General features: G+C 58.2%; 18 protein-coding genes. 9 read left to right on the top strand and 9 right to left on the bottom strand.

The annotated features are described in order from the left end of the window. The first annotated feature begins 149 nt into the window (after nucleotides 1-149). Nucleotides 150-2765 (top strand): AAA family ATPase, encoded by a 2616-nt coding sequence (locus L8I05_RS02675; RefSeq protein ID WP_242167105.1) that lies wholly within the window; start codon nucleotides 150-152, stop codon nucleotides 2763-2765. A 117-nt stretch (nucleotides 2766-2882) separates the two neighbouring features. Here the strand turns inward: L8I05_RS02675 and L8I05_RS02670 are convergent, their stop codons facing one another. Together L8I05_RS02670 and L8I05_RS02665 are read right to left on the bottom strand one after the other, a co-directional pair. After that, complete coding sequence (locus L8I05_RS02670) at nucleotides 2883-5204, bottom strand: ATP-binding protein (protein ID WP_242167104.1); 2322 nt, start codon at nucleotides 5202-5204, stop codon at nucleotides 2883-2885. Continuing rightward, entirely contained in the window at nucleotides 5201-6673 is a 1473-nt protein-coding gene (locus L8I05_RS02665) for a metallophosphoesterase (protein WP_242167103.1), read from the bottom strand. Before L8I05_RS02665 ends, L8I05_RS02670 begins: the two co-directional genes overlap by 4 nt. A gap of 444 nt (nucleotides 6674-7117) precedes the next feature. On the opposite strand from L8I05_RS02665, the gene L8I05_RS02660 reads away from it, so the two are divergent. The 4 genes from L8I05_RS02660 to L8I05_RS02645 all read left to right on the top strand — a co-directional run bounded on the left by L8I05_RS02660 (nucleotide 7118) and on the right by L8I05_RS02645 (nucleotide 10227). Beyond that, the gene (locus L8I05_RS02660; RefSeq protein WP_242167102.1) at nucleotides 7118-7525 is read left to right on the top strand and encodes a hypothetical protein; all 408 of its coding nucleotides are present in this window, start codon (nucleotides 7118-7120) and stop codon (nucleotides 7523-7525) included. A gap of 98 nt (nucleotides 7526-7623) precedes the next feature. Then, nucleotides 7624-8664, top strand: a complete 1041-nt coding sequence (locus tag L8I05_RS02655) for an alpha/beta fold hydrolase (RefSeq protein ID WP_242167101.1) — start codon at nucleotides 7624-7626, stop codon at nucleotides 8662-8664. Between the two features lie 89 nt (nucleotides 8665-8753). Next, entirely contained in the window at nucleotides 8754-8999 is a 246-nt protein-coding gene (locus tag L8I05_RS02650) for a helix-turn-helix transcriptional regulator (protein ID WP_197627357.1), read from the top strand. Next, nucleotides 8992-10227: a type II toxin-antitoxin system HipA family toxin gene (locus L8I05_RS02645; protein ID WP_242167100.1), complete on the top strand. Its 1236-nt coding sequence runs from the start codon at nucleotides 8992-8994 to the stop codon at nucleotides 10225-10227. Before L8I05_RS02650 ends, L8I05_RS02645 begins: the two co-directional genes overlap by 8 nt. Nucleotides 10228-10243: 16 nt before the next feature. Here L8I05_RS02645 and L8I05_RS02640 read toward each other — a convergent pair whose 3' ends face one another. The 4 genes from L8I05_RS02640 to L8I05_RS02625 form a co-directional block, all read right to left on the bottom strand. Then, nucleotides 10244-11467 (bottom strand): amidohydrolase family protein, encoded by a 1224-nt coding sequence (locus tag L8I05_RS02640; protein ID WP_242167099.1) that lies wholly within the window; start codon nucleotides 11465-11467, stop codon nucleotides 10244-10246. 71 nt (nucleotides 11468-11538) lie between these two features. Next, nucleotides 11539-11778 (bottom strand): DUF2790 domain-containing protein, encoded by a 240-nt coding sequence (locus L8I05_RS02635; RefSeq protein WP_159958371.1) that lies wholly within the window; start codon nucleotides 11776-11778, stop codon nucleotides 11539-11541. Between the two features lie 77 nt (nucleotides 11779-11855). Next, nucleotides 11856-12326, bottom strand: a complete 471-nt coding sequence (cynS, locus tag L8I05_RS02630) for a cyanase (protein ID WP_242167098.1) — start codon at nucleotides 12324-12326, stop codon at nucleotides 11856-11858. Nucleotides 12327-12371: 45 nt separating this feature from the next. After that, nucleotides 12372-13013, bottom strand: a complete 642-nt coding sequence (locus L8I05_RS02625; protein WP_242167097.1) for a carbonic anhydrase — start codon at nucleotides 13011-13013, stop codon at nucleotides 12372-12374. A gap of 111 nt (nucleotides 13014-13124) precedes the next feature. On the opposite strand from L8I05_RS02625, the gene cynR reads away from it, so the two are divergent. Then, the gene (gene cynR, locus L8I05_RS02620; RefSeq protein WP_242167096.1) at nucleotides 13125-14021 is read left to right on the top strand and encodes a transcriptional regulator CynR; all 897 of its coding nucleotides are present in this window, start codon (nucleotides 13125-13127) and stop codon (nucleotides 14019-14021) included. 142 nt (nucleotides 14022-14163) lie between these two features. Continuing rightward, nucleotides 14164-14913, top strand: a complete 750-nt coding sequence (locus L8I05_RS02615; RefSeq protein ID WP_242167095.1) for a hypothetical protein — start codon at nucleotides 14164-14166, stop codon at nucleotides 14911-14913. A 105-nt stretch (nucleotides 14914-15018) separates the two neighbouring features. On the opposite strand, the gene L8I05_RS02610 is transcribed toward L8I05_RS02615, so the two are convergent. Together L8I05_RS02610 and L8I05_RS02605 are read right to left on the bottom strand one after the other, a co-directional pair. Continuing rightward, a complete protein-coding gene (locus tag L8I05_RS02610) occupies nucleotides 15019-15474 on the bottom strand; it encodes a hypothetical protein (RefSeq protein ID WP_242167094.1) in 456 nt (151 codons plus the stop codon). A 5-nt stretch (nucleotides 15475-15479) separates the two neighbouring features. After that, nucleotides 15480-16238, bottom strand: coding sequence for a DeoR/GlpR family DNA-binding transcription regulator (locus tag L8I05_RS02605; RefSeq protein ID WP_242167093.1), 759 nt, complete (start codon nucleotides 16236-16238; stop codon nucleotides 15480-15482). A 71-nt stretch (nucleotides 16239-16309) separates the two neighbouring features. On the opposite strand from L8I05_RS02605, the gene L8I05_RS02600 reads away from it, so the two are divergent. Both L8I05_RS02600 and L8I05_RS02595 read left to right on the top strand, forming a co-directional pair. Next, on the top strand, nucleotides 16310-17254 hold the full coding sequence (locus L8I05_RS02600; protein ID WP_242167092.1) for an ADP-ribose pyrophosphatase: 945 nt from the start codon (nucleotides 16310-16312) through the stop codon (nucleotides 17252-17254). Between the two features lie 66 nt (nucleotides 17255-17320). After that, nucleotides 17321-18709, top strand: a complete 1389-nt coding sequence (locus tag L8I05_RS02595; protein WP_242167091.1) for a PLP-dependent aminotransferase family protein — start codon at nucleotides 17321-17323, stop codon at nucleotides 18707-18709. Here L8I05_RS02595 and panB read toward each other — a convergent pair. After that, the gene (gene panB / locus L8I05_RS02590) at nucleotides 18697-19512 is read right to left on the bottom strand and encodes a 3-methyl-2-oxobutanoate hydroxymethyltransferase (RefSeq protein WP_242167090.1); all 816 of its coding nucleotides are present in this window, start codon (nucleotides 19510-19512) and stop codon (nucleotides 18697-18699) included. The genes L8I05_RS02595 and panB overlap by 13 nt on opposite strands. Nucleotides 19513-19612: the final 100 nt, after the last annotated feature.

Below are 19612 nucleotides of genomic sequence, written 5' to 3'. Positions count from 1 at the left end.
CTCATTCTTTGCGCGGAAGCAGGACCACCATCCCATACGGTCAGCGACGGAGTGGCGCGGGCGTCGTCATCAAGGCTCAGAGCTCGTCGGCCACCAGGTAGCCATTGTTGCACTATCCTTGCATCCTCACGGACATAGAGAAGTAAGGCATGGCTATATACGAGGAAGTACTAGCTTGGTCGGAAAGGCTGCCACCGTGGCGCAGCGACGCCTTGCGCCGTTTGTGTGTCCAGGGTGACTGGAGTGATCAGGATCTTGTCGAAATTCTTGATCTCGCCAAGCAACACCATGGGGTGCGAAGCGCATTTCTGCCGGTTATTCAGCCTGTCCTATTCGCCGCAGACCATTTCCCCGCCGAGCCGAATCGGGACCACACCGTCGTATTGCAGTCCCTACATTCACTTACTAATGTGGGGAAGATCCCGAGCAGTGAGGTTCTGAACTTCCAGCCACATGGTCTCACCATCGTGTATGGCGGAAACGGCACGGGGAAGTCCGGTTACGCACGGGTGCTGAAGCAGGCGTGCCGTGCCCGGAGCCCTGGTGCTGTCTACGCCAATGCTTACGCTGCGGATTACCAGCAACTCATACCAAGCGCTGCTATTGACTTCGCACTGGACGGCGCCGCAGAACTGACGACTTGGAGCATTCATCCCGATAACGTACCGCACCCAGAACTCCGGGGCATTTCGGTTTTTGATGGCGACTGTGCTCGGCATTACCTCCAGTCACGAGAAGCTGCCAACTTTCAGCCATCTGCTCTGACTTATCTCCAGCAGTTGGCGAATGGACTCAATCAGGCCCTGCGACCCGCGCTACAGGCTGAGATCACGAGCCTTGCAACAGACACGACACCGTTCAGTATCATTCCGTCCGACACCGATGCCGGACGGGCGGTGCATCCGATTGGCCCAACAACTGATCTGACGCGAGCGCGTGAATTGACTATGCTCGCCGATGATGAGCAGGCAGAGCGTGTACGACTTCCGCAGGAAATCAGCGAGGCGGACCCAACTGCCCGGGCGTCGCTACTTGACAATGCGGCAGCGCGGGTCGATGAATTGGCTAGCCTCATCGCTGTAGTGGCCGGCGTAGTGTCTGATGAGGCTATCGATGCCAAACACCAGGCACATCGAGCCGTCGTTGAGGCTGAGACAGCTGAACGTACAGCGTCCACCATGTTGCAGGCAGGAGATGCGACACATCTACTTCCTGGAACGGGGCAAGGTCCTTGGGCGTTGCTATTCAACGCTGCTCGTGAATACTCGTCCAAAACCGCATATCCAGCACTTGCCTTCCCGGTCACCGATAACGATGCAGTCTGTGTACTTTGCCAGCAAGAGCTCAGTCCTGAAGCGCAGGACCGCCTGCAGCGATTCGATCACTACATTCGAGACCGGGCGGCGGAAACTGCCCAGGCTGCACGCAATGCTTGGCAGCAGATCGTTCGAGAAGTCGGTCCAGCAAATGTCGACTTCACAGTTGCCCCTAACATGCTGGAGAGCCTGAGGGCTCGCGTGCCAGCGCTTCCGGACGATATCCAGACCTTTCAGGATGACGTGGTCGCCCGACTTCAGTGGCTCAAAACAGCGGTGGCTACTGGGGTATGGCAGGACTGCCCTGGGTATCGTGGAGCGAATCCGGTGGCGTCGATCACTCAGGCTGCGGAAGTACTTCGCGTAGAGGCGGGCCGCCTGCGCGCAAACATCGATGCAGAGGCCTTAGCGACCAAAAAGCTAAGGTTAAAAGAGCTGGAAGCGCGGCAGCTACTTTCCGAGCATATCGAAGGGATAGCACGGGTGATTGATAACCTGGCCCATAGGGCTCGGCTCCAGAATTGCCTAACTGACATGGCCGCTACACGGCCGATTAGTGTGCTGGCTAGCCAACTGACTCGGACTTACATCAGTGAGGCTCTGGCTGGACGCATGAACGAGGAGCTCACTAGGCTGGAACTTAGGCACGTTGAAGCTGGAGTCAGCTCAGCCGGTGAGGCCGGGGCGGTTCGCCTGGGAATTCAGCTGTTGGACTGCCAGCTTGCCCCGCACCAAGTGTTGAGCGAAGCAGAGCAGCGTATGTGTGCGCTTGCCTACTTCTTCGCTGAACTTCATCAGTCGGGATCGACTTCCGGAATCGTTTTTGACGACCCGGTCTCAAGCCTCGACCACAACCATCGAACCGCCGTCGCGCAACGTATTGTCGAAGAGTCCGCCAACCGGCAAGTCATTATATTCACCCACGACGCTGTATTCTTCGGTGAACTGATAACGCTCTGCCAAGATTCGGGTCTGGCACCTGAAGTTAGGTCTATCAGCTACCGGGCGGAAGGCCCTGGCTACGTCGACACCGGCTTGCCGTATGACATGCGCCGGCACCGCGAGCGCATCGCGCAACACCGTCGTGACCAGCAGCAAATTGCAGCAACCTTCAACACCCCTCCCGGAGACACTGAGCGGTATGCGATCCGTAATGCATACAGTGATCTTCGCGTGACGATTGAAATCGGTATCGAGGACACGATACTCAACGAAACCGTAGTCCGGTTCCGCGACGGAATCTCAGTAGGCCGGCTTAACGGTGTGATGGCTGTGCAGGAGCAGGAGTTCCGTGAAGTGCAACGCCTGCACGATCGATGCTGCCGCAATGTGAGCGCACATTCACATGCGGCTGGCCAGCAGCGTCCCGTAACGCATCCTGACGAGTTGCTTGGGGATATTGAGGCCGTGAATACATTGTTTACGCGTATCCGAAGCCGAAGGGGCTGAGTCGGCCGTTACGTGAGCATCTTTGCATGGCCTGGCAACCTCTGGCGTGAGGCTGCTTACGACCAATACCCGTCGCTCAATGGCGCGCCCGATGATCGGGCGCTTGGGGATTTGAGTTTAGCTTCCATCTACACGAAGGAGATCGCATCTTACCTCGAAGCGCTTTCGCTCTCCTCCCGAGGGGATGAAACTGCTTTCAATCTCCTCGGGAACAGGGATATAGATAGCGTTCTTTAATACCATTGTCGATGTTTGATAAACCTTCCCGCCTGAATGCTGCGATATTGAGTCACGTGTCTGGAGGTCATAGTACAGCCCGAATTCCCCGGAATGATGCAGGAAGATAAAGAGTACCTTTTGGCCGCCCCAAACTATTGACGTTTTGTGTGGTTGCCAGAAAAAGTCTCCCATCTCGCTCCGGACTTTTTCAGTGAGTGCAATAAAGCAACGATATCCTCTAAGCGCCGGCTGGTCGCGGGGAATCGTCAGGAGCTTCATAGAGCTAGACACGTCTGTTCGCATGATAGCTGGCAGTGCCTCCAATGTAGCGACTTCGTCCTCACTGGAGTTTCGAGTGGTCTCCTCATTTCGAACCACGTCCGGTACCACATCCGTAACGTGGCCAGCGGTCCCAGCCTCGACAACTTGCACAGAGCTACGGACAGCAGACTTGGAACGACTTACCGCTTCGCTGAGCGTAATTCTGCCCTCTGAGTAGTCACTCCAAATTACCGACAAATTTGAGGTGTCGGTTTCTTCATATTCAAAAACTTCTCGTGGCTTCCGTATAGCACGCAGAAAAGCCTCCGCACCTTGGCGGGTGCTGCTGGGCACTTTGTCTGCAATTTTTGGGAAAATCGCGTTTCGGACAAAATCCTTTACCATGCTTCCAAAAGCGCCGTATTCGGTATTGTAAAGCCCAAGGATAGTGGCTACGGCAGCCCCGGCCGGGTCTAATATTATTTTGGTAATGTCTGGCTTAGACTGCACTAGAATCGTCAGTCCATGCGAGATTGTCCCGAAAGCTACATAGGGACTGCTAAGAAAATAATCAGCTTCTAAAATTGTTTGAATACGGAAGGCTAGAGCGCTTTGGGAGCTAGTCCACTCCTTCTCAGGAGTGATTTTGTCAGCGCGCGGCGCTACGTCTACGGCCTGAACTTTACAATATCCTTGCAAGTATTTTAATTCACATTGCTTACGCGGATTGTTCCTCGCGAGAATAAGAAGAGGTCTATCTTCCGATGAGTAGCTTGCGATAATTGTCTGATCAGCACCATCGTACACAGGCATCGGACCACTTTCGGTCCGTAACCTGATGTCTTCAAGTTGAACTCGCTCACCTGGATGCATGGAGATTTTGAGTTGTCCACAGAGCTCATACCTTCCGTGCGCGCATACCCATTGCATAAACGGCGTACTAGAGTCTGCCTCTGGACGAGTTGACAGCAGAAGCGAAACATAGCTGTCGATGTCGGTGATAACATTCTGAAGCAATTGCATACTGTCTGTGGTCAGCGCCTCCCGCCCCGCCGTCGGTTGGAAACCCTGCATATCCGCTATCCCACCAAATTGATAGATGGAGCCTACGGACACCGTGGCGAGACCAAAGCCACTTCGGAATGTCCGAATGGTAGCTACACCACTACGCAGCAATAGCCGACCCGAGAGCGGACTTCCATTCCATCTCAAATTAGTTATTTCTAGGCCAATATCAGCATTATTTGACAGTTTAATTGCAATATCGGCAACAAATCTTTGACTAATTGAGACGTCAATCAGTTCATCTGTCCAGGCTATACTTACAGGTGGTACGAGGCTGCTCAATTGTTGCCCGCTGACGCACTCTCCGTTCACTGTAACTGGTATATCCAATAGTGCAACGAACTCGGCTACATATGCTTTAACCTGGTTAATGTCCAGAGGCGTACCGGGAGTTATGCTCGCGACAATTTCGGTACCGGGCTGGCCTGTTGACGGAAGCGCTTCAGTCGCAATACAGTCTTGGTTAAATACGAGTTCGTTACGCTTGGCAACGCATATTGTACGCTCACCGGTTACTGCACTTTCAGTTGTAACTTCTAAGACGTCGGCAATTCCGAAGTTCGCCATTGCACCAATGCCGAACGTGCCAACGACGCCAGCATGCCGCGCCTCATCTGTGTTTTTGCTGCTGCTGCCAGCTTGCCAAAAGTGTCGCGCGAGGTCTTCCTGAGTCATTCCGATACCATTGTCACGAACTATTACGCGCAATGGCGTCACCTCAATCTCAATGACGGGTTTATACTGTGGGTCGCGATGCTTACGAAGTAACGTTGCGTCGAACGCGTTCTGCGTGTTTTCACGTAGTAAAGCAAGCGGTGATTGGTAAATCTGCTTGGCGAGCAGTTCCAAAACACGTGACGTGTCTACCGCGAACGGAATGAATGCAGTGCTCACTTGCTTTTCCCCATCATTTTTTGAAGATTCAGTTTCAACCTAAGGCTGTCTTGCGTACTTGCGTCAACTCCGGAGTCACCAGCGCTACCGAGCAGGGTCTCCGCGTCGTTTAACATACCCTTTGAGAGAAATGCACCAAATAACGCGACGAATTCGCTGATATTTGTAGGAGGGTGGAGAATAGGTATGAGCTTCTCTGCCTGCCCCGCCTCTCTTGCTGCCTCGACGAACAACATCCTGGCGTGGCCCGTGATATTTGATCCAAGAGACTCTAAAAGCGCCACTGCGGCTGCCGGATTCCCGCTAGCTAGTGCTTCCTCAGCCCTTAGGACAGTTCCACTATCGAAGTTTCGTAGATCCAGCGGCGCCGCACCTGCTCGAGATGCTGGCAACGTCCAGTGCAATTCAGAAAATCCGTCGACACGGAAGACTCCACGGCCACATCGACCGAAATGGTTGCCTTGCGTCATCTCCCTCACATGTATACGAGCACTGGAATATGAATCATCAATCACAACCATGTTGTATTCACGATTCGTACCGCGAGGAAGTTCCCGATTGCCGGCGCAGAGGGAGCCTGCGCTCGAAATCGCCATCGAAAGCTCCTCCGGAAGGTGAATCGCATAAGCACCGGCATCCGCTTGATGTTGGTGCCCATGGAAGCCCAGCCGGAACCCATTTCCAACCATTTCCTGTACCGCCGCGATGTCCATATAGTCATCGCCATGCGGCGGGCCTTGGAAGCTGTGGTGCCAAGCAGCGAGACGTAGAATTGGCTGTTGGGGCAAATCTCGGATGGCCAAAGAACAAGCCCCAAGCACACTCCGTTCAATTGCACCTTGGCGGCAGAAGCAATCGTTCCCGTGCACTGATTCAAGCGCGGCCACAACGATTCGCCCACCGTCAAGCTCGAAGAGGTTGAATCCCCGTCGGCGGTCAATCGGATACTTCAGAGTTACGCCTGCATAAAACCGCTCTACAAATTGCCAATAAGCGTCCAGTCGGTTCTTGTAGCCCTCTGGGTCGCTAATTTGGAAAATTGTTCTAGAATTCCAGTCCCAACGCAAGCTACTCGAAGCCTGAAAAAGCTCCGCATGCGCTGAATATGATGGTTCTTCGGGAACGAGCTGCTTCATGGCAGCCCGCGCGGTATTCCAGCAAATGTCATGATTGCCCGGGACAATCACTATCCGGCTTTTGTCGCCATCGAAGAAACGTTCGGCCAAGGCGCAGAGGAACTCGTACGCTACGTCGTATTGCTTCGCAAGCTCAGCAGCATGATCTGAGGTACCAAGCTTCACGCCTTGGATAATGTCGCCACTGACTATCGCTGCGTCCGGCTTTGGTACCATCGGTGTCTCGATGAGATAGCGATCTTGGTCCGAGAGCAGTGCCCCAAGCAGGGACGCATTTTCAATTGGGTCATGATGCGACCGGTGCAGATCGGAAATATGAAGCAGAGTAAACACGCAGGCCTCGCGAGTCTTAAGCCGTCCAGTTGGCCGACTGTGAGTTGTTGTTAGCTAGCGCGATAACATCGTGCGCGTGCTCTTTCTAACGCTGATCTCTACTGTAGCATCGAATGGCTGCGCGGAGGTTTCATCGCATTGTGTCGTTATCCAGCTTAAGCCAGCAGTGCATAAACAGAACCATTATTAGTCGCCTTTCTGCACTGTGCTTATCACTGCAGATTGAAATGTCGACTTCCGAATAAGGCGTAAGCGTCTTTTGCCCTACACAATGATGCAGTTGAATGACCGCTCATAGACGATAACAGCCTATCTTGCAGCGCATAACGTTATCGCCCAACAGCCCTCAGAATTCAAAGCGGACACCACCCGATAACTAACGCTTCACCTCTATAACGCTGGTAAAAACCCCACAACCACAGCCCATCTTTCTCGGAACCCGCCATGCCACGCCTCCTCCCGCTTGTGTTCTTGCTTCTACCCAGCCTGGCCCACGCCCTCCCTGCCCTGAAAGACACCACGCTCTACACCGCCACCGCCCACGACTGCCAAGACGTCAACCTCGCCACCTGGCAGCATCCCACCCGCACGCTGCTGGAGAAAAACAACTTCCAGCTCGAACGCATCCAACTCTGCAACGGCGGCCATTACCCGATTTTCCAGGTGCAGGCGCCCTACGATCCACGCGGTCAGACCAAGGATTTTTTCCTGCCGCTGTATGAGCACATGCGTAAGGCCAACGGTAAATGGCCCTACGCTCTGGTCGACAGCAGCGATGCGGTGGTGGTGTATGTCAGCTACCCGAAAGACGACGAGATTTCCCTGGATTACGAGGGTTTCGAAGCGCCGTAGCCGTGCAGTTCAACGGTTGCATGCGCCCCGGCAGAGGGATGCATCGCCAGGGCATTTCAGGTAATGATGCGCCACCAAAATCAAGGACGATAAAAACAATGAAAACCGCTTTGCGCGCCCTGTTCCTGCTCTGCCTGTCCACGCCCGCCTTCGCTGCCGAAAGCCCGGTCGGTTTCAAGACCGCCACGCTACCCGATTCCAAAAACAACCGCCCGCTGGAACTGGTGGTCTGGTACCCCGCCACCACCACAGCCCAACCCAAGCTGATCGCCGACAACGCGGTGTTCATCGGCGCCCTCGCCGTGCCCGACGCGCCACCGGCTGGCGGCGCGCATCCTTTGGTGGTGCTGTCCCACGGTTACGGTGGCAACTGGGGCAAACAGGTGTGGCTGGCGAGTGCCTTGGCGCACACGGGTTATATCGTGGCGGCGGTCAACCACCCCGGCACCACCACCAAAGACCGCAGCCCGCAAGCCGCCGCGCAGTTATGGCAGCGCCCGGCCGACCTGAGCCGTGCTATCGACGCGGTGCTGGCTCAGCCCAAGCAGTTTGGCGTGGTCGCGAATAACCAGATTGCTGCGGTGGGCCACTCCCTTGGCGGATGGACCGTGATGGAAATCGCCGGTGCGCGCTTCGACCCCGACCTGTTCAGCCGCGACTGCGCCGAACACCCTAAATTGGGCGGTTGCATCGGCTACCACGAGATGAACCCCGCCGCTACGCCCGCCGGCAAGGCGCAGCTGGCCGCGGATTTGAGCGACAAGCGCGTCACCGCCATTGTGTCTTTGGACCTGGGCCTGTCACGCGGGTTGACCAACGCCAGCCTGGCCGCACTGCCAGTTCCGGCACTGGTGATCGCCGGGGGCGTGCCAACCGAAGATATGTCGCCTGAGCTGGAGTCTGCCGACATGGTCAAGCGCATGCCTGAAACCTCCACGCAGTACGTGGAGATCAGCGACGCCACGCATTTCAGCTTTATGTCGATCTGCAAGCCGGGTGGCATGGCGTTGATTGAAGAGAGCTCGCCGGGCGATGGCATGATTTGCCGGGATGGCGAAGGCGCGCGGCCACGGGCGGTGATTCAGCAGCAGGTGGTGGGGCTGATTACTGGTTTTTTGGGGCACACAGCGGCTAATTAAAGGAAAGGACTACTCAATACGAAACGTATCGAATACGATGCATAAATATGCAATCAGCACAAAATGCACTGTATAGGATGCAAAATGCTATGGACGACTTAGGTCTACTGATCAAAAGTCTGCGTAAGGCGGCTGGCCTTTCACAAAGCCAGCTCGCCCAACGGCATGGCATGAGTCGCGCGACCATTTCAGGCATCGAGAACAACACCATCCCCGAGGTGGGGATTCGCAAGGTTATGGCGATTCTCGAGGGCTTGGGTTACGAGTTGACCGCACAGCCCAAGCGTCGACGTAAGACGCTCGATGAACTGAAAGCAGGAAGCGTCCATGACTAGGCAAAATGACCGGCTATATATCGGCGCAAGCGGCGTAGCGGCTGGAACACTCGGACGCAGCGAAGAAAACCCGCGCGATTCGGTGTTTTCGTACAACGAAGCCGTCGGCGAAAAGGACGCGGTCTCCTTGACCATGCCCGTGCGCTTGGAGAGCTACACCTGGGCATATGGCATTCATCCCCTGTTTGAGATGCACCTTCCCGAGGGGCACCTTAAAGCCGAGCTTGTGCGGCGTTTCAGCAAGTCAGTGCGCGGCTTTGACGACTTCACCTTGCTGGGCATTGTCGGTCCACACCAACTGGGCCGCATCAGCGTTGCCCACGCTGGCGCGGATGAATCGCTGCCTGAAATCAAGCTCTCTGAGCTGTTGATCCATGACGGGGCGAAAGACCTGTTCGACGATCTAATGAACACTTATGCCGCCTACTCAGGTGTTTCAGGGGTTCAACCGAAGGTACTGGTGCGCGATGCAGTCGACACGGGTTCCAGCGTCGCGCGTCTCACCCACCGTGGTGCTACGCATTTGGTGAAGGCGTTCAATGATTCAGACTTTGCGCAACTGGCGGCCAATGAGTTTTTCTGCATGCGCGCGGCATTTCACACAGGTCTTGAAGTGCCTGAATGCCAGCTGAGCCAGCATGGCAAGTTTCTGGTGGTGCAGCGGTTCGACATCGGTGACAGCGCCTACTTGGGGTTCGAAGACATGTGTGTGCTGTCCGGATGGGGAACGGATAAGAAATACGACGGCAGCTACCAGGGCTGCGCAAAACTGATCAAGACTTACGTGTCCCCTCCCCGGCTGACCAAAGCATTGGAGGACTTCTTCATGATGGTTGCGCTCTGCGCAGGCATCCAAAATGGTGACGGGCACCTGAAGAATTTCGGGCTTCTTTATGAGAACTGTGCAGAAGACGCTGACGTCTGGCTCGCGCCCGCTTATGACCTGGTGACGACTACGGTCTACCAAACCAACGACATTATGGGCTTGCTGCTCGGCGGCTCGAAGGCTTGGCCGAAACGTAAAATGCTGGTCCAGTTCGGGCGCAGCTCATGCAATTTAACCGAAGCTCGCTGCAATGAATTGCTCGCCAGAGTGCACAGTGGCATGCACCGCGCAATGGGGGAGCTTTCGGAATATCGAAGCTCCCACCCGGCGTTTGAGGCAGTGGCAGACAAGATGATCACTGCGTGGACTGCCGGGCTGGCAAGGAGTATTGACCCGCAGTGACTTGCCTGCTCCCGAATCAGAACACCACCGACCGCTGACAGGCCGACGTCGCCACGACTTTCCCGCGCTTGAGCACCATCAACCGCGTCGGCAAATCGAGAATCACATCACTGACTGCGCGCGTGTCCAACAACACCAGATCAGCCGCCTTGCCCACTGCCAACCCATAATCCTTCAGCCCCAGCGCTTGCGCCGGGCGGGTGGTGAGCATCGACAGCACCGTGGCCTGGTCATCCGCCCCGCCCAGGTGGCAGGCTGGAATTGCCAGTTGCGCTATGTTGAGCAAATCGCCGGTGCCAAATGGGGTAAACGCGTTGCGGATGTTGTTGGTGGCCAGGCACACATTCACGCCGCCATCACGCAGTGCCCGCACGGGTGTCAGGGTGCGGCGCACGTTGTGGCTGTCGCCGCGCGCACCGAGGTGCAAGTCGGTGGCGGGCAAGCACATGACACTGATACCGGCCGCGCGGATCAGGTCAATGATTTCGCGCTGTTGGTGCGGCGGCACGGCGCCCAGGCTGGTCAGGTGGCCGACACACACGCGCCCTTGATAGCCTTCCTGGAGGGTCTTGCGTGCGAGGTATTCAATGCTCATGTGTTCAGCGTGGTCGGCAAAGTCTTGGTGCAGGTCGATGTCCTTGTCGTAGCGCTTGGCCAGGTCGAACACAAAGTCGATGTGTTCATGCGCCGACTCATCGTTGTAGGGAATACCGCCGACAACATCGGCGCCCTTTTCCATGGCCTCGACCATCATGTCCCGCATGCCCGGTAGCTTGAGAATGCCTTCCTGCGGGAAAGCAACCACTTGAATATCGATGACGTCGCGAAACGTTTCCCGCAGTTCCAGCACCGCATCAAACCCGGTGAAGCCTTGTATCGGGTCGAACTCGGCATGGGCGCGCACATGGGTTGTGCCTGATTGCACCAGCGCGCGCAGTACTTGGGTGGAACGCTCGAGGATGTCGTCGCGGGTCAAGGTGGGTTTGAGTTCGGCGGTCACCGCTATCGCCTCTTTCAAGGTGCCGGAGCGGTTGGCCTTGCGGTGCATGACATGGGCCTTTTCCAGGTGCAGGTGGCCTTCGACAAAGCCCGGAATCAGCACGTTGCCGTGGCCCTGGATTTCCCGCTGCGCGAGCGCTGAAATGTTCGGTGCGACCCCGATGATGTTGCCCGCGTGCACCGCCACATCCATCAGCGGCTGTGCGTCGTCGATGCGTACGTTGCGAAAGATTAAATCCATGACTATGGCCCTCTACGTTGCTGCCCTTAGGCGCACCGGGCGCAACGGTATAAAAACAGACAATGGGTGCCTCAACCGTTGGAGCAGCCGTTACCCATCACGTGGTATTCAAGAATGTGTCGCTGGCCCTTGGAATCTTCGTAGGTCATTCGCACAGGCACCACGGCGCAGACGTCCGCGACTTCGCTGGTGGAAATGACGTGGGCGATGTCAAGGTGCTGGGCATAGCTGTAGTGCTCGACTGGCAGTGGCTCGTCGGCCATCGCCACCGCGCAAAAAGCGCCGAATATCAGTACAAGTAACGCTCTCATGATCAGATGACCTCTTTCAAAATGCGAGGAAAGTGGAACCCGGCAGCTGTGCAGCGCCGGGCCCATGGGTCGCGTGATCAGAACGGTTTGGTCGGCAAGTACTTACCATCCAGGGTAATCACCGCGCGGGAGCCGCCGTCCGGGTCCTCAACCTTCTTGACGTCCAGTTTGAAGTTGATCGCGCTGATGATGCCGTCGCCGAACTTCTCGTGAACCAGCGCCTTGAGCGTGGTGCCGTAGACCTGGATCATTTCGTAGAAGCGGTAGATGGTCGGGTCGGTCGGGATGCCGTTGCCGATGCTGCCGCGCACCGGGATGGTTTGCAGCAGGAGCACGGCGTCCTCGTCGAGGCCCAGGGTGTCGGCAACGGTTTGGGCGGCGTCGGCCGGCAGTGGGTGTTGGCCGAGCAAGGCGGCGGTGACGAAGGCTTCGTGCAGGCCGGTGCCTTCGGCAATCTGGGCGAACGACAGGTCTTTGCGGGCCTTGGCCAGCAGGATGACGTCGGTCAGGGCAAGGCGAGTGTTCTGGCTGATTTGTGACTGAATCATGGGGTTATCTCCGTGGGTAAAAACAGTAGGTAAAAGCGCCAACGATTAACTGTGGGAACTGGCTTGCACAGGGTAGTCGGCCAGCGGCACGAATTGACCGGTGCGGCTATCGAAGGCCTGGATGCAGCCACTTTCGATGTCATAGACCCAGCCATGCAGGGTCACGCGCTTCTCTTCGAGGGCCAGGCGTACCGACGGGTGCGTCTGCAGATTGGCCAATTGTGCGATCACGTTTTCGCGAACCATGGAGGCGACTTTGGCCTGCTGGTCGACATGCTGGCGAGCCTCGTTGACCACCCGGCCGGAGTCGGCGTAGCGCAACCAGCTGGCCACGGCGGGCATGTGGTCCAGGCATTTGCAGGTGGCGATGGCGGTCATGGCGCCGCAATCGGAATGCCCGCAGATCACGATGTCGCTGACCTTCAAGGCTGCTACGGCATATTCCACCGAGGCCGACACCCCGCCCGGCTCAGGGCCGTAGGACGGCACGATATTGCCGGCATTGCGGATGACGAACAGGTCGCCCGGCTCACGCTGCGTGACCAGCTCCGGCACCAGCCGGCTGTCGGAGCAGGAGATGAAAAGCGCCCTTGGGCTCTGCTGGTTGGCCAGGTCTTTGAACAGGCCGGCGCGCTCCGGGAAGGCGTTGCGCTGAAACTTCAGAAAACCGTCGATGATGTCTTGCATGGGTAACTCCTTTGAATCGCGATGCGATGGAGCAAAGGTTACGGAGCCCGTGCAATAAGGTAAAAGTCTCATATATGATCCAGCACATTAGATTATCTTATGGGTACAAACATGCTGGCACGACATATCCAATACTTCCTGGCCGTTGCAGAACACCAAGGCTTTACCAAAGCGGCGGCAGCCCTGCATGTCTCGCAGCCGGCGCTGTCGCAGCAAGTGCGGCAGCTGGAAGAGAGCCTCGGTGCACAGTTGTTTGATCGATCCGGGCGCCAGACGCGCCTGACCGATGCCGGTGAGGTGTACCTGCGCTACGCGCTGCGGGCGGCGCAGGAGCTGCAGGAAGGCAAGCGTGCAATTCATGATGTGGGCGACCTCAGCCGGGGCACGCTGCGGATTGCCGTCACACCGACCTTCACCACCTACCTGGTGGGGCCGCTGGTGGAAGCCTTTTATGGCCGCTATCCGAACATCACGCTGAACGTGCGGGAGGTCGCCCAGGAACACATGGAAAACCAACTGCTGGCGGACGAGTTGGATGTGGGGATCGCGTTCGATGAGGTGCACACGCAAGACATCGACGCCTCGCCCCTGCTGGTGGAAACCCTCGCGCTGGTGGTCGGCCAACAGCACCCGCTGGCGGGAGAGCAGGCGATTGGGTTGGAGGCGCTGAATGCAGAATCGCTGATTCTGCTCAGTAAAGAATTCGCCACCCGCGAACAGATCGACCGCTATTGCAACAAACACGGCATCCGCCCACGCGTAGCGATGGAGGCCAATGTGATTGGCGCGCTGCTTGAGGTGGTGCGCCGCACCACGCTGTCGACGCTGCTGCCCGCCGCGATTGCGCGGGCGCATCCGCAATTGGTGGCAATTGAGTTGGGGCCGCAGCAGTTGCAGCGCACGGCGGTGTTGATGCAGCGCAAAGGGGCTTATCAGTCTGCGGCGGCGCGGGCGTTTTTGGCACTGGCCAAGGAAGTAGCCGATGGTCTGGCCTTACAGGCAAAATAGGGCTTTTATCGTTGCAAGGAACGCATGAGTGCCCACACTCACATTGAAGTCACGCGCCAATCGTCGTCTAACCCCCACGCTGTTTTTATTCACCGGTTTGGCGCTGCTCTGCGGCTGCCACGCATTGACCCCGGAGCAGCGCGTGGATGCCTGGATCGACAGCGGCGGCAAGTCGTCTCCAACGTTCCTCAGTGCAGAAGAAATCAAGCAGCTGGAGGCCAGGCGCTACATCAGCACGTTGCGTACTACGTTGGCTGATAGAACCTTTCGGGCGAATGGCGAAGGCACCCAAGGTAGCGTGAAGTTGCGCATGAAGCTCAATCGCCAAGGCGACGTATTGCTCTGCGAGGTGCTACCGACTGACGGCGATACTCACACGGACTTCGCCAGGATCGTATCGGACATGTGCTGGAGCGGTGTCTGGGATGTGATACCGGAAGGTCTGCAAAAACCGGCTGATGGCAGCCTCGAGATTGTCGCACCGTTAACCACTGTGGGCGCCGCGCCGTTAACGCCGGAGTACCACCAGAGGCTTCAACGGTCTGCGTCGGCAAGTCGATTCTTCTGGGACAACGTGGTCGCCAAACACGCGCCAAATGCGTTCGGCACAGCGCGCTTCGACGTTGCCGCCGACGCACAGGGCAAGGTTTTACGCTGCGATGTGACGCTGGAGAGAAACGCTTTTCGTCCTGAGTATTTTCACCCGGACCCTGAGTTACAAAAGGCGCTCGCCACCCAGTGCGCACAACTCGATCTGCGACAAATGCCTGGCTTTCGCGTAGGCGAAGACGGCTTGGCCAAGCGCGCGACTTTTGTCGATTACCTGCCGTGGAAACACCATGTGGGGCAATACCAAAGCAGCGTTGCTACCGATAAGGCTCCGTCACGCTAGTCCAAGGCTACTTGCCAGCGGCCCAAACAATTTACATGGCGGCGCTGATGGCCGCCGGCGGCTGATGGCGCGACGGGCAACGCGGGTTAACCGTGTCTTGACGCCTCACGCGATGACGAAAAAAAGAAAGACGAGATTTAGCACAATACCCAACGTGACCGAACCAAACCCCACCAACACGGCGAATGACGTTCGCGATGAAATAAAGACGGCGAGCAACGCGCCGATGAGCGCGCCAGGGAAGCTGAAGAGATACCAAAGCCACGCCATGGCTTCGGACGCCCAGAGGTGGAAAAGATACAAGTACAGCGCCATGGCGATTGCCATGCCACCCAGCGTTTCACGGGATGCCTTGAGCAGCAGCGCCACCGCCAGCACCGCCGCTTGAGGCAGCCAGTAAGCCGCGAAATTCTCCCAAAAGAACTCACCTTTTCCGGTAATCCACACAGCAACTGCCAGGCCCAGCCCGACACCCAGGGTTGCAAGCCAGCGGTAAGAGGGTCGCGGTACGCTTGTGTCTGTTGATCGCATTCTATAAGTCCATTTAAAAAAGCTGCGCATGTGCCCTACTCTGCCCGATGAACCTGAAGATTCATCGCGCGATAAGGCGCCAGCAATGCTTCGGGCACATCCCCCGGCACCACCAACCCCGCAATCTCGGACAGCGGCACGACGATGTAGGGCGATGCCGTCGCGAGTTTCTCCGAGGACGCCAGCACCAGCGTTTCCGCAGACACCTGGCACAACGCGCGCTTGATCACCGCCTCTTCGTAATCCCCGGTCGACAGCCCGGCCGTGGGGTGCACACTGCAAACGCCCATGAAGTACAGGTCGGCACGAATGCGCCCGATAGCCTCCAGCGTGGCTGCGCCGGTGCCGACCATCGAGTGCCGGAAGAGCCGACCGCCGAGCATGATCACATCAATGTTCAGGTGCTCACTGAGCCCCACCGCGATTGACGGGCTGTGAGTAATCACGGTGGCCTGGAGTGTCAGCGGCAAGTGCCGCGCGACCTGCATCGAGGTGGTGCCGCCGTCGAGTATGACCACGTGCCCAGGCTGCACCAACTGCGCGGCGGCTCTGCCGATGGCGGCTTTTTGCGTGGGCAGGATCGCCTGCCGCACGCCCATGTCGCCCATCGCCGGGGACGCCGGCAAGGCGCCGCCGTGAACTCGCATCAGCAGGCCGGCCTTGGCCATCTCACGCAAATCACGCCGGATGGTGTCCTCGGACACGCCGAGTTCCTGGCTGATGGGCTTGGCCAGGAGCTGACCGTCGCGACGAAGACGCTCGGTTAAAAACTGCTTGCGCTGCTGGGTTAACATCATCGATCCTCTGCATGAACCTGCACGATTATGCACGATATTTAACACATAACTATCAAGGACAGTGGCCCATGCACAACCGCACCGTTCGAATCGTCAAACAACAGACCCTGTCGGATAACTGGTATCTGCTGAAAAAGGTCGACTTCGAGCTGCAACGCCGGGACGGCAGCTGGCAGCCGCAAACGCGTGAGGTCTATGACCGAGGCGATGGTGCCACGATCGGGCTCTACAACCGGGCGAAACGCACGGTCATCCTGACCCGGCAATTTCGCATCCCGGCCTACGTCAACGGGCACGATGGTTACTTGATTGAAACGGCGGCCGGGCTGCTGGACAACGCCGGGGCCGAGGAGCGGATTCGCCTGGAGGCCGAAGAGGAAACCGGTTACCGGGTCCAATCGGTGCGCAAGGTGTACGAAGCGTTCATGAGCCCCGGCTCGGTGACTGAGCGCCTGCATTTTTTTGTCGGTGAATACCACCCGCAGGACCGCATCAGCGACGGCGGCGGCCTGGCCCACGAAGGCGAAGACATCGAAGTGCTGGAGATGCCCTTTGAGCAGGCCCTGGCAATGATCGACGACGGTCGCATCATGGACGGCAAGACCATCATCCTGCTGCAATACCTCAAGAACCTGCTGCCGCCCTCGCCCGCCATGATGATTCTGGTGGCCGGCCCCTACCGCTCCGGCACCGGTGATGACCCCGCCGCCCTGGCCGCGAACGTGCAGGCCATGCAAGCAAGTGCCGCCGCCTTGCTGCACGCCGGGCACTTTCCACTGGTGGCCGAATGGGTGGCGTTACCGCTGCTGCAACTGGCCGGCTCACGCGGGATTGGCGACGAGGTGTACCAGGCGCATTTTCATGAGTACGCCAAAACCCTGCTCAAGCGGTGCGACGGCGTACTGCGCATCGGCGGCCCTTCCGAGGGTGCGGACTTGATGGTGGAGTTGGCTCAGCAGCAAGGGCTGGCGGTGTTTCATGGGCTGGACGAGGTGCCCGCGGCTGTAAGTTGAGTAATACTGGCCCGGCCTCACCCTGATGTATTCCCCCTGTAACTTGGTCGAGCGGCGCGAGTGGTCATGGACAGAACTAAACACAGCGCGTTCGCTTATCAGGCGGTATACCGATACCTGGTCGAGTTGATCGACGCCGGCCCTGCAGACAGCCAGCGCAAATTGCCGTCGCTGCGGCAATTGGCCGAGCGCCTGGGTGTGTCGGTATCGACCACCAAGTACGCCTACGCGCTACTCGAAGACGAAGGACGGGTCTACGCCAAAGCCAAGTTCGGCTACTTCACTTGTTTGCCGCCCGCGCCGTTGTTGACTGAAGGCTCAACCAGCCTGCTCGACCAGGTATTCGCCAACGCCCGCCAGCCGGGCATGCTGGCGCTGAGCAGCGATGCACCGGCGATGCTGTTGTCGCTGGAAAACCCGCTGCTGATGCTCGAACGCGAACTGACCCGCCAACACCCGCGCGCCCTTGCACCGCTTTACCTGCCATTTGGCGAGCCCGAGTTGCGGGCCGCCTTGGCCGAGCGCTACACCCAATCCGCCGAGCGTTACTGGCAGGCCGACCATGTGTTTATCGGCGCGGACTTGCACAGCGTGCTGGACGCTGCGCTCCACGCCCTGGACCTGGCCGGCACGGTGGCGTTGGTGGAGTCACCCTGCTCGTGGGCGATTCTGCGTCAGTTGCAGGCAGCAAAGATCCAAGTGATCGAATTGCCCCTCGACGCCCACGGGCGTTTCGACCTGGCCGCGCTGCAAGCGTTGCTGGGGCAGGTGCCGATTCGTTTGGCGGTGCTGTCGTCGACGGTGAATATTCCCCAGGGCGGCGTGATGCCCGCGCAGGATAAACAGCAGGTTTGCCGCTGGCTGGCGGAGCAGGCTATCTGGCTGTTCGAAAACGACACCTACGGCGAGGTGTATTTCGGTGCGCAGCCCGCGCGCTATCGCGACTTTGCCGACCCGCAGAAGCTGGTGGTGTTTTCGACCTTCGACAAAATCATCGGCTCGGAAGCGCCTTATGGCTACGTGCTGTGTCGCGGGCAGGGTTCACAGTTGCAGCAAGCGTTTCTCGAGCGCGGGTTTCGCCTGTCGCCGATTCGTCAGAAGGCGATCGCCAAACTGTTCACCTCCAAGCGCATCGATGCCCATTTGAAAGCGTTGCGGGCGCTGCTGCTGGAGCGCATGACCCAGCTCAAAACGCTGCTGGACGAACACGATCAGTGGCACGTCCGTGTCCCCCACGGCGGCGCCAGCTTCTGGCTTGAGGCTTCGCCCACCGTCGACCTGCGCAAGGTCTTCGAGCGCTTGCTGGCCGAGCGTATCGTTATCGCGCCCGGCGAACTGTTCAGCCAGCAAGGCGCGTGGCGGCATCACCTGCGCCTGAGCTTCACCCTCGACTGGGGCAAGGATATCGCCCAGGCCGTCAACCTGCTGGCCCAGGCGATGCGTCAAAGCCCGTAGCAATGCCGCGCTTCGGGGAAACGCCCGTGGCGCACATCCTCGGCAAACCGCTCGCAGGCCTCACGAATCACCGCGCCGACATCGGCGTACTGTTTGACGAAGCGCGGCAGGTGCTCACCGCCCAGCCCCAGCACATCTTCGGTGACCAACACCTGGCCATCGCAGGCCGGCGATGCGCCGATGCCGATGGTGGGCATGTTCGAGTCCAGGGTGATCTGCCGGGCCACGCCCTCGGCCACGCCTTCCAGCAACAGGCTGAACGCGCCCGCCTGCAGATTGGCGCGAGCATCGGCGGCGATCACTGCGCCGGTTTCGGCCGTAAGCCCCTGGGCCTTGAACCCGCCCATCACATTGACGAATTGCGGCATCAAGCCCACATGGGCCATCACCGGAATACCGCGCGCCACCAGGAACTCAACCGTGCCCGCCAACGCCTGATTGGCTTCCAGCTTGACGGCATCGCAACCGGTGCGCGCCAACACTTGGGCGCAGTTGCGAAAGGCTTGCTCGTTGGATTCCTGATAACTGCCGAACGGCATGTCGGCAATCACACAGGCCAGGCGCGTGCTGTCGACCACCGCCCGGGTATGGCCGATGATTTCTTCGAGCTGCATGCTCAAGGTCGAGGGGCGGCCATAACCGACCATGGCCGTGGAGTCGCCGATCAGAATGAAGTCGACCAGCGGGTCGATCAGCTTGGCGATGGCGCTGGAATACGCGGTCAGGGAGACGATTTTCTGCTGGCCCTTCATCGCGACCAGTTGCGGGACGGTGGTGCGTTTGGTGCGGGTGTGGATGCTCATCGAGTGCTTTCCGTTTGCGCTGAATACCCGACCCGATTATTGGCAGAATGCCCGGCGATTCAATGCACAGATTGGCGCTAAAAAGCGACCCAGAGGCAAA

It is taken from the genome of Pseudomonas sp. MONT-RG-20F-20-E-7-02 (assembly GCF_022662395.1).
Classification (GTDB): domain Bacteria; phylum Pseudomonadota; class Gammaproteobacteria; order Pseudomonadales; family Pseudomonadaceae; genus Aquipseudomonas.
This window is presented reverse-complemented; position numbering and strand designations above follow the sequence as displayed.

What these genes read in the sequence shown, in the direction of transcription:
- L8I05_RS02675 (WP_242167105.1), top strand. Translation starts at nt 150, where the DNA reads ATGGCTATATACGAGGAAGTACTAGCTTGGTCGGAAAGGCTGCCACCG.
- L8I05_RS02660 (WP_242167102.1), top strand. Translation starts at nt 7,118, where the DNA reads ATGCCACGCCTCCTCCCGCTTGTGTTCTTGCTTCTACCCAGCCTGGCC.
- L8I05_RS02655 (WP_242167101.1), top strand. Translation starts at nt 7,624, where the DNA reads ATGAAAACCGCTTTGCGCGCCCTGTTCCTGCTCTGCCTGTCCACGCCC.
- L8I05_RS02650 (WP_197627357.1), top strand. Translation starts at nt 8,754, where the DNA reads ATGGACGACTTAGGTCTACTGATCAAAAGTCTGCGTAAGGCGGCTGGC.
- L8I05_RS02645 (WP_242167100.1), top strand. Translation starts at nt 8,992, where the DNA reads ATGACTAGGCAAAATGACCGGCTATATATCGGCGCAAGCGGCGTAGCG.
- L8I05_RS02640 (WP_242167099.1), bottom strand. Translation starts at nt 11,467, where the DNA reads ATGGATTTAATCTTTCGCAACGTACGCATCGACGACGCACAGCCGCTG.
- L8I05_RS02635 (WP_159958371.1), bottom strand. Translation starts at nt 11,778, where the DNA reads ATGAGAGCGTTACTTGTACTGATATTCGGCGCTTTTTGCGCGGTGGCG.
- cynS (WP_242167098.1), bottom strand. Translation starts at nt 12,326, where the DNA reads ATGATTCAGTCACAAATCAGCCAGAACACTCGCCTTGCCCTGACCGAC.
- L8I05_RS02625 (WP_242167097.1), bottom strand. Translation starts at nt 13,013, where the DNA reads ATGCAAGACATCATCGACGGTTTTCTGAAGTTTCAGCGCAACGCCTTC.
- cynR (WP_242167096.1), top strand. Translation starts at nt 13,125, where the DNA reads ATGCTGGCACGACATATCCAATACTTCCTGGCCGTTGCAGAACACCAA.
- L8I05_RS02610 (WP_242167094.1), bottom strand. Translation starts at nt 15,474, where the DNA reads ATGCGCAGCTTTTTTAAATGGACTTATAGAATGCGATCAACAGACACA.
- L8I05_RS02605 (WP_242167093.1), bottom strand. Translation starts at nt 16,238, where the DNA reads ATGTTAACCCAGCAGCGCAAGCAGTTTTTAACCGAGCGTCTTCGTCGC.
- L8I05_RS02600 (WP_242167092.1), top strand. Translation starts at nt 16,310, where the DNA reads ATGCACAACCGCACCGTTCGAATCGTCAAACAACAGACCCTGTCGGAT.
- L8I05_RS02595 (WP_242167091.1), top strand. Translation starts at nt 17,321, where the DNA reads ATGGACAGAACTAAACACAGCGCGTTCGCTTATCAGGCGGTATACCGA.
- panB (WP_242167090.1), bottom strand. Translation starts at nt 19,512, where the DNA reads ATGAGCATCCACACCCGCACCAAACGCACCACCGTCCCGCAACTGGTC.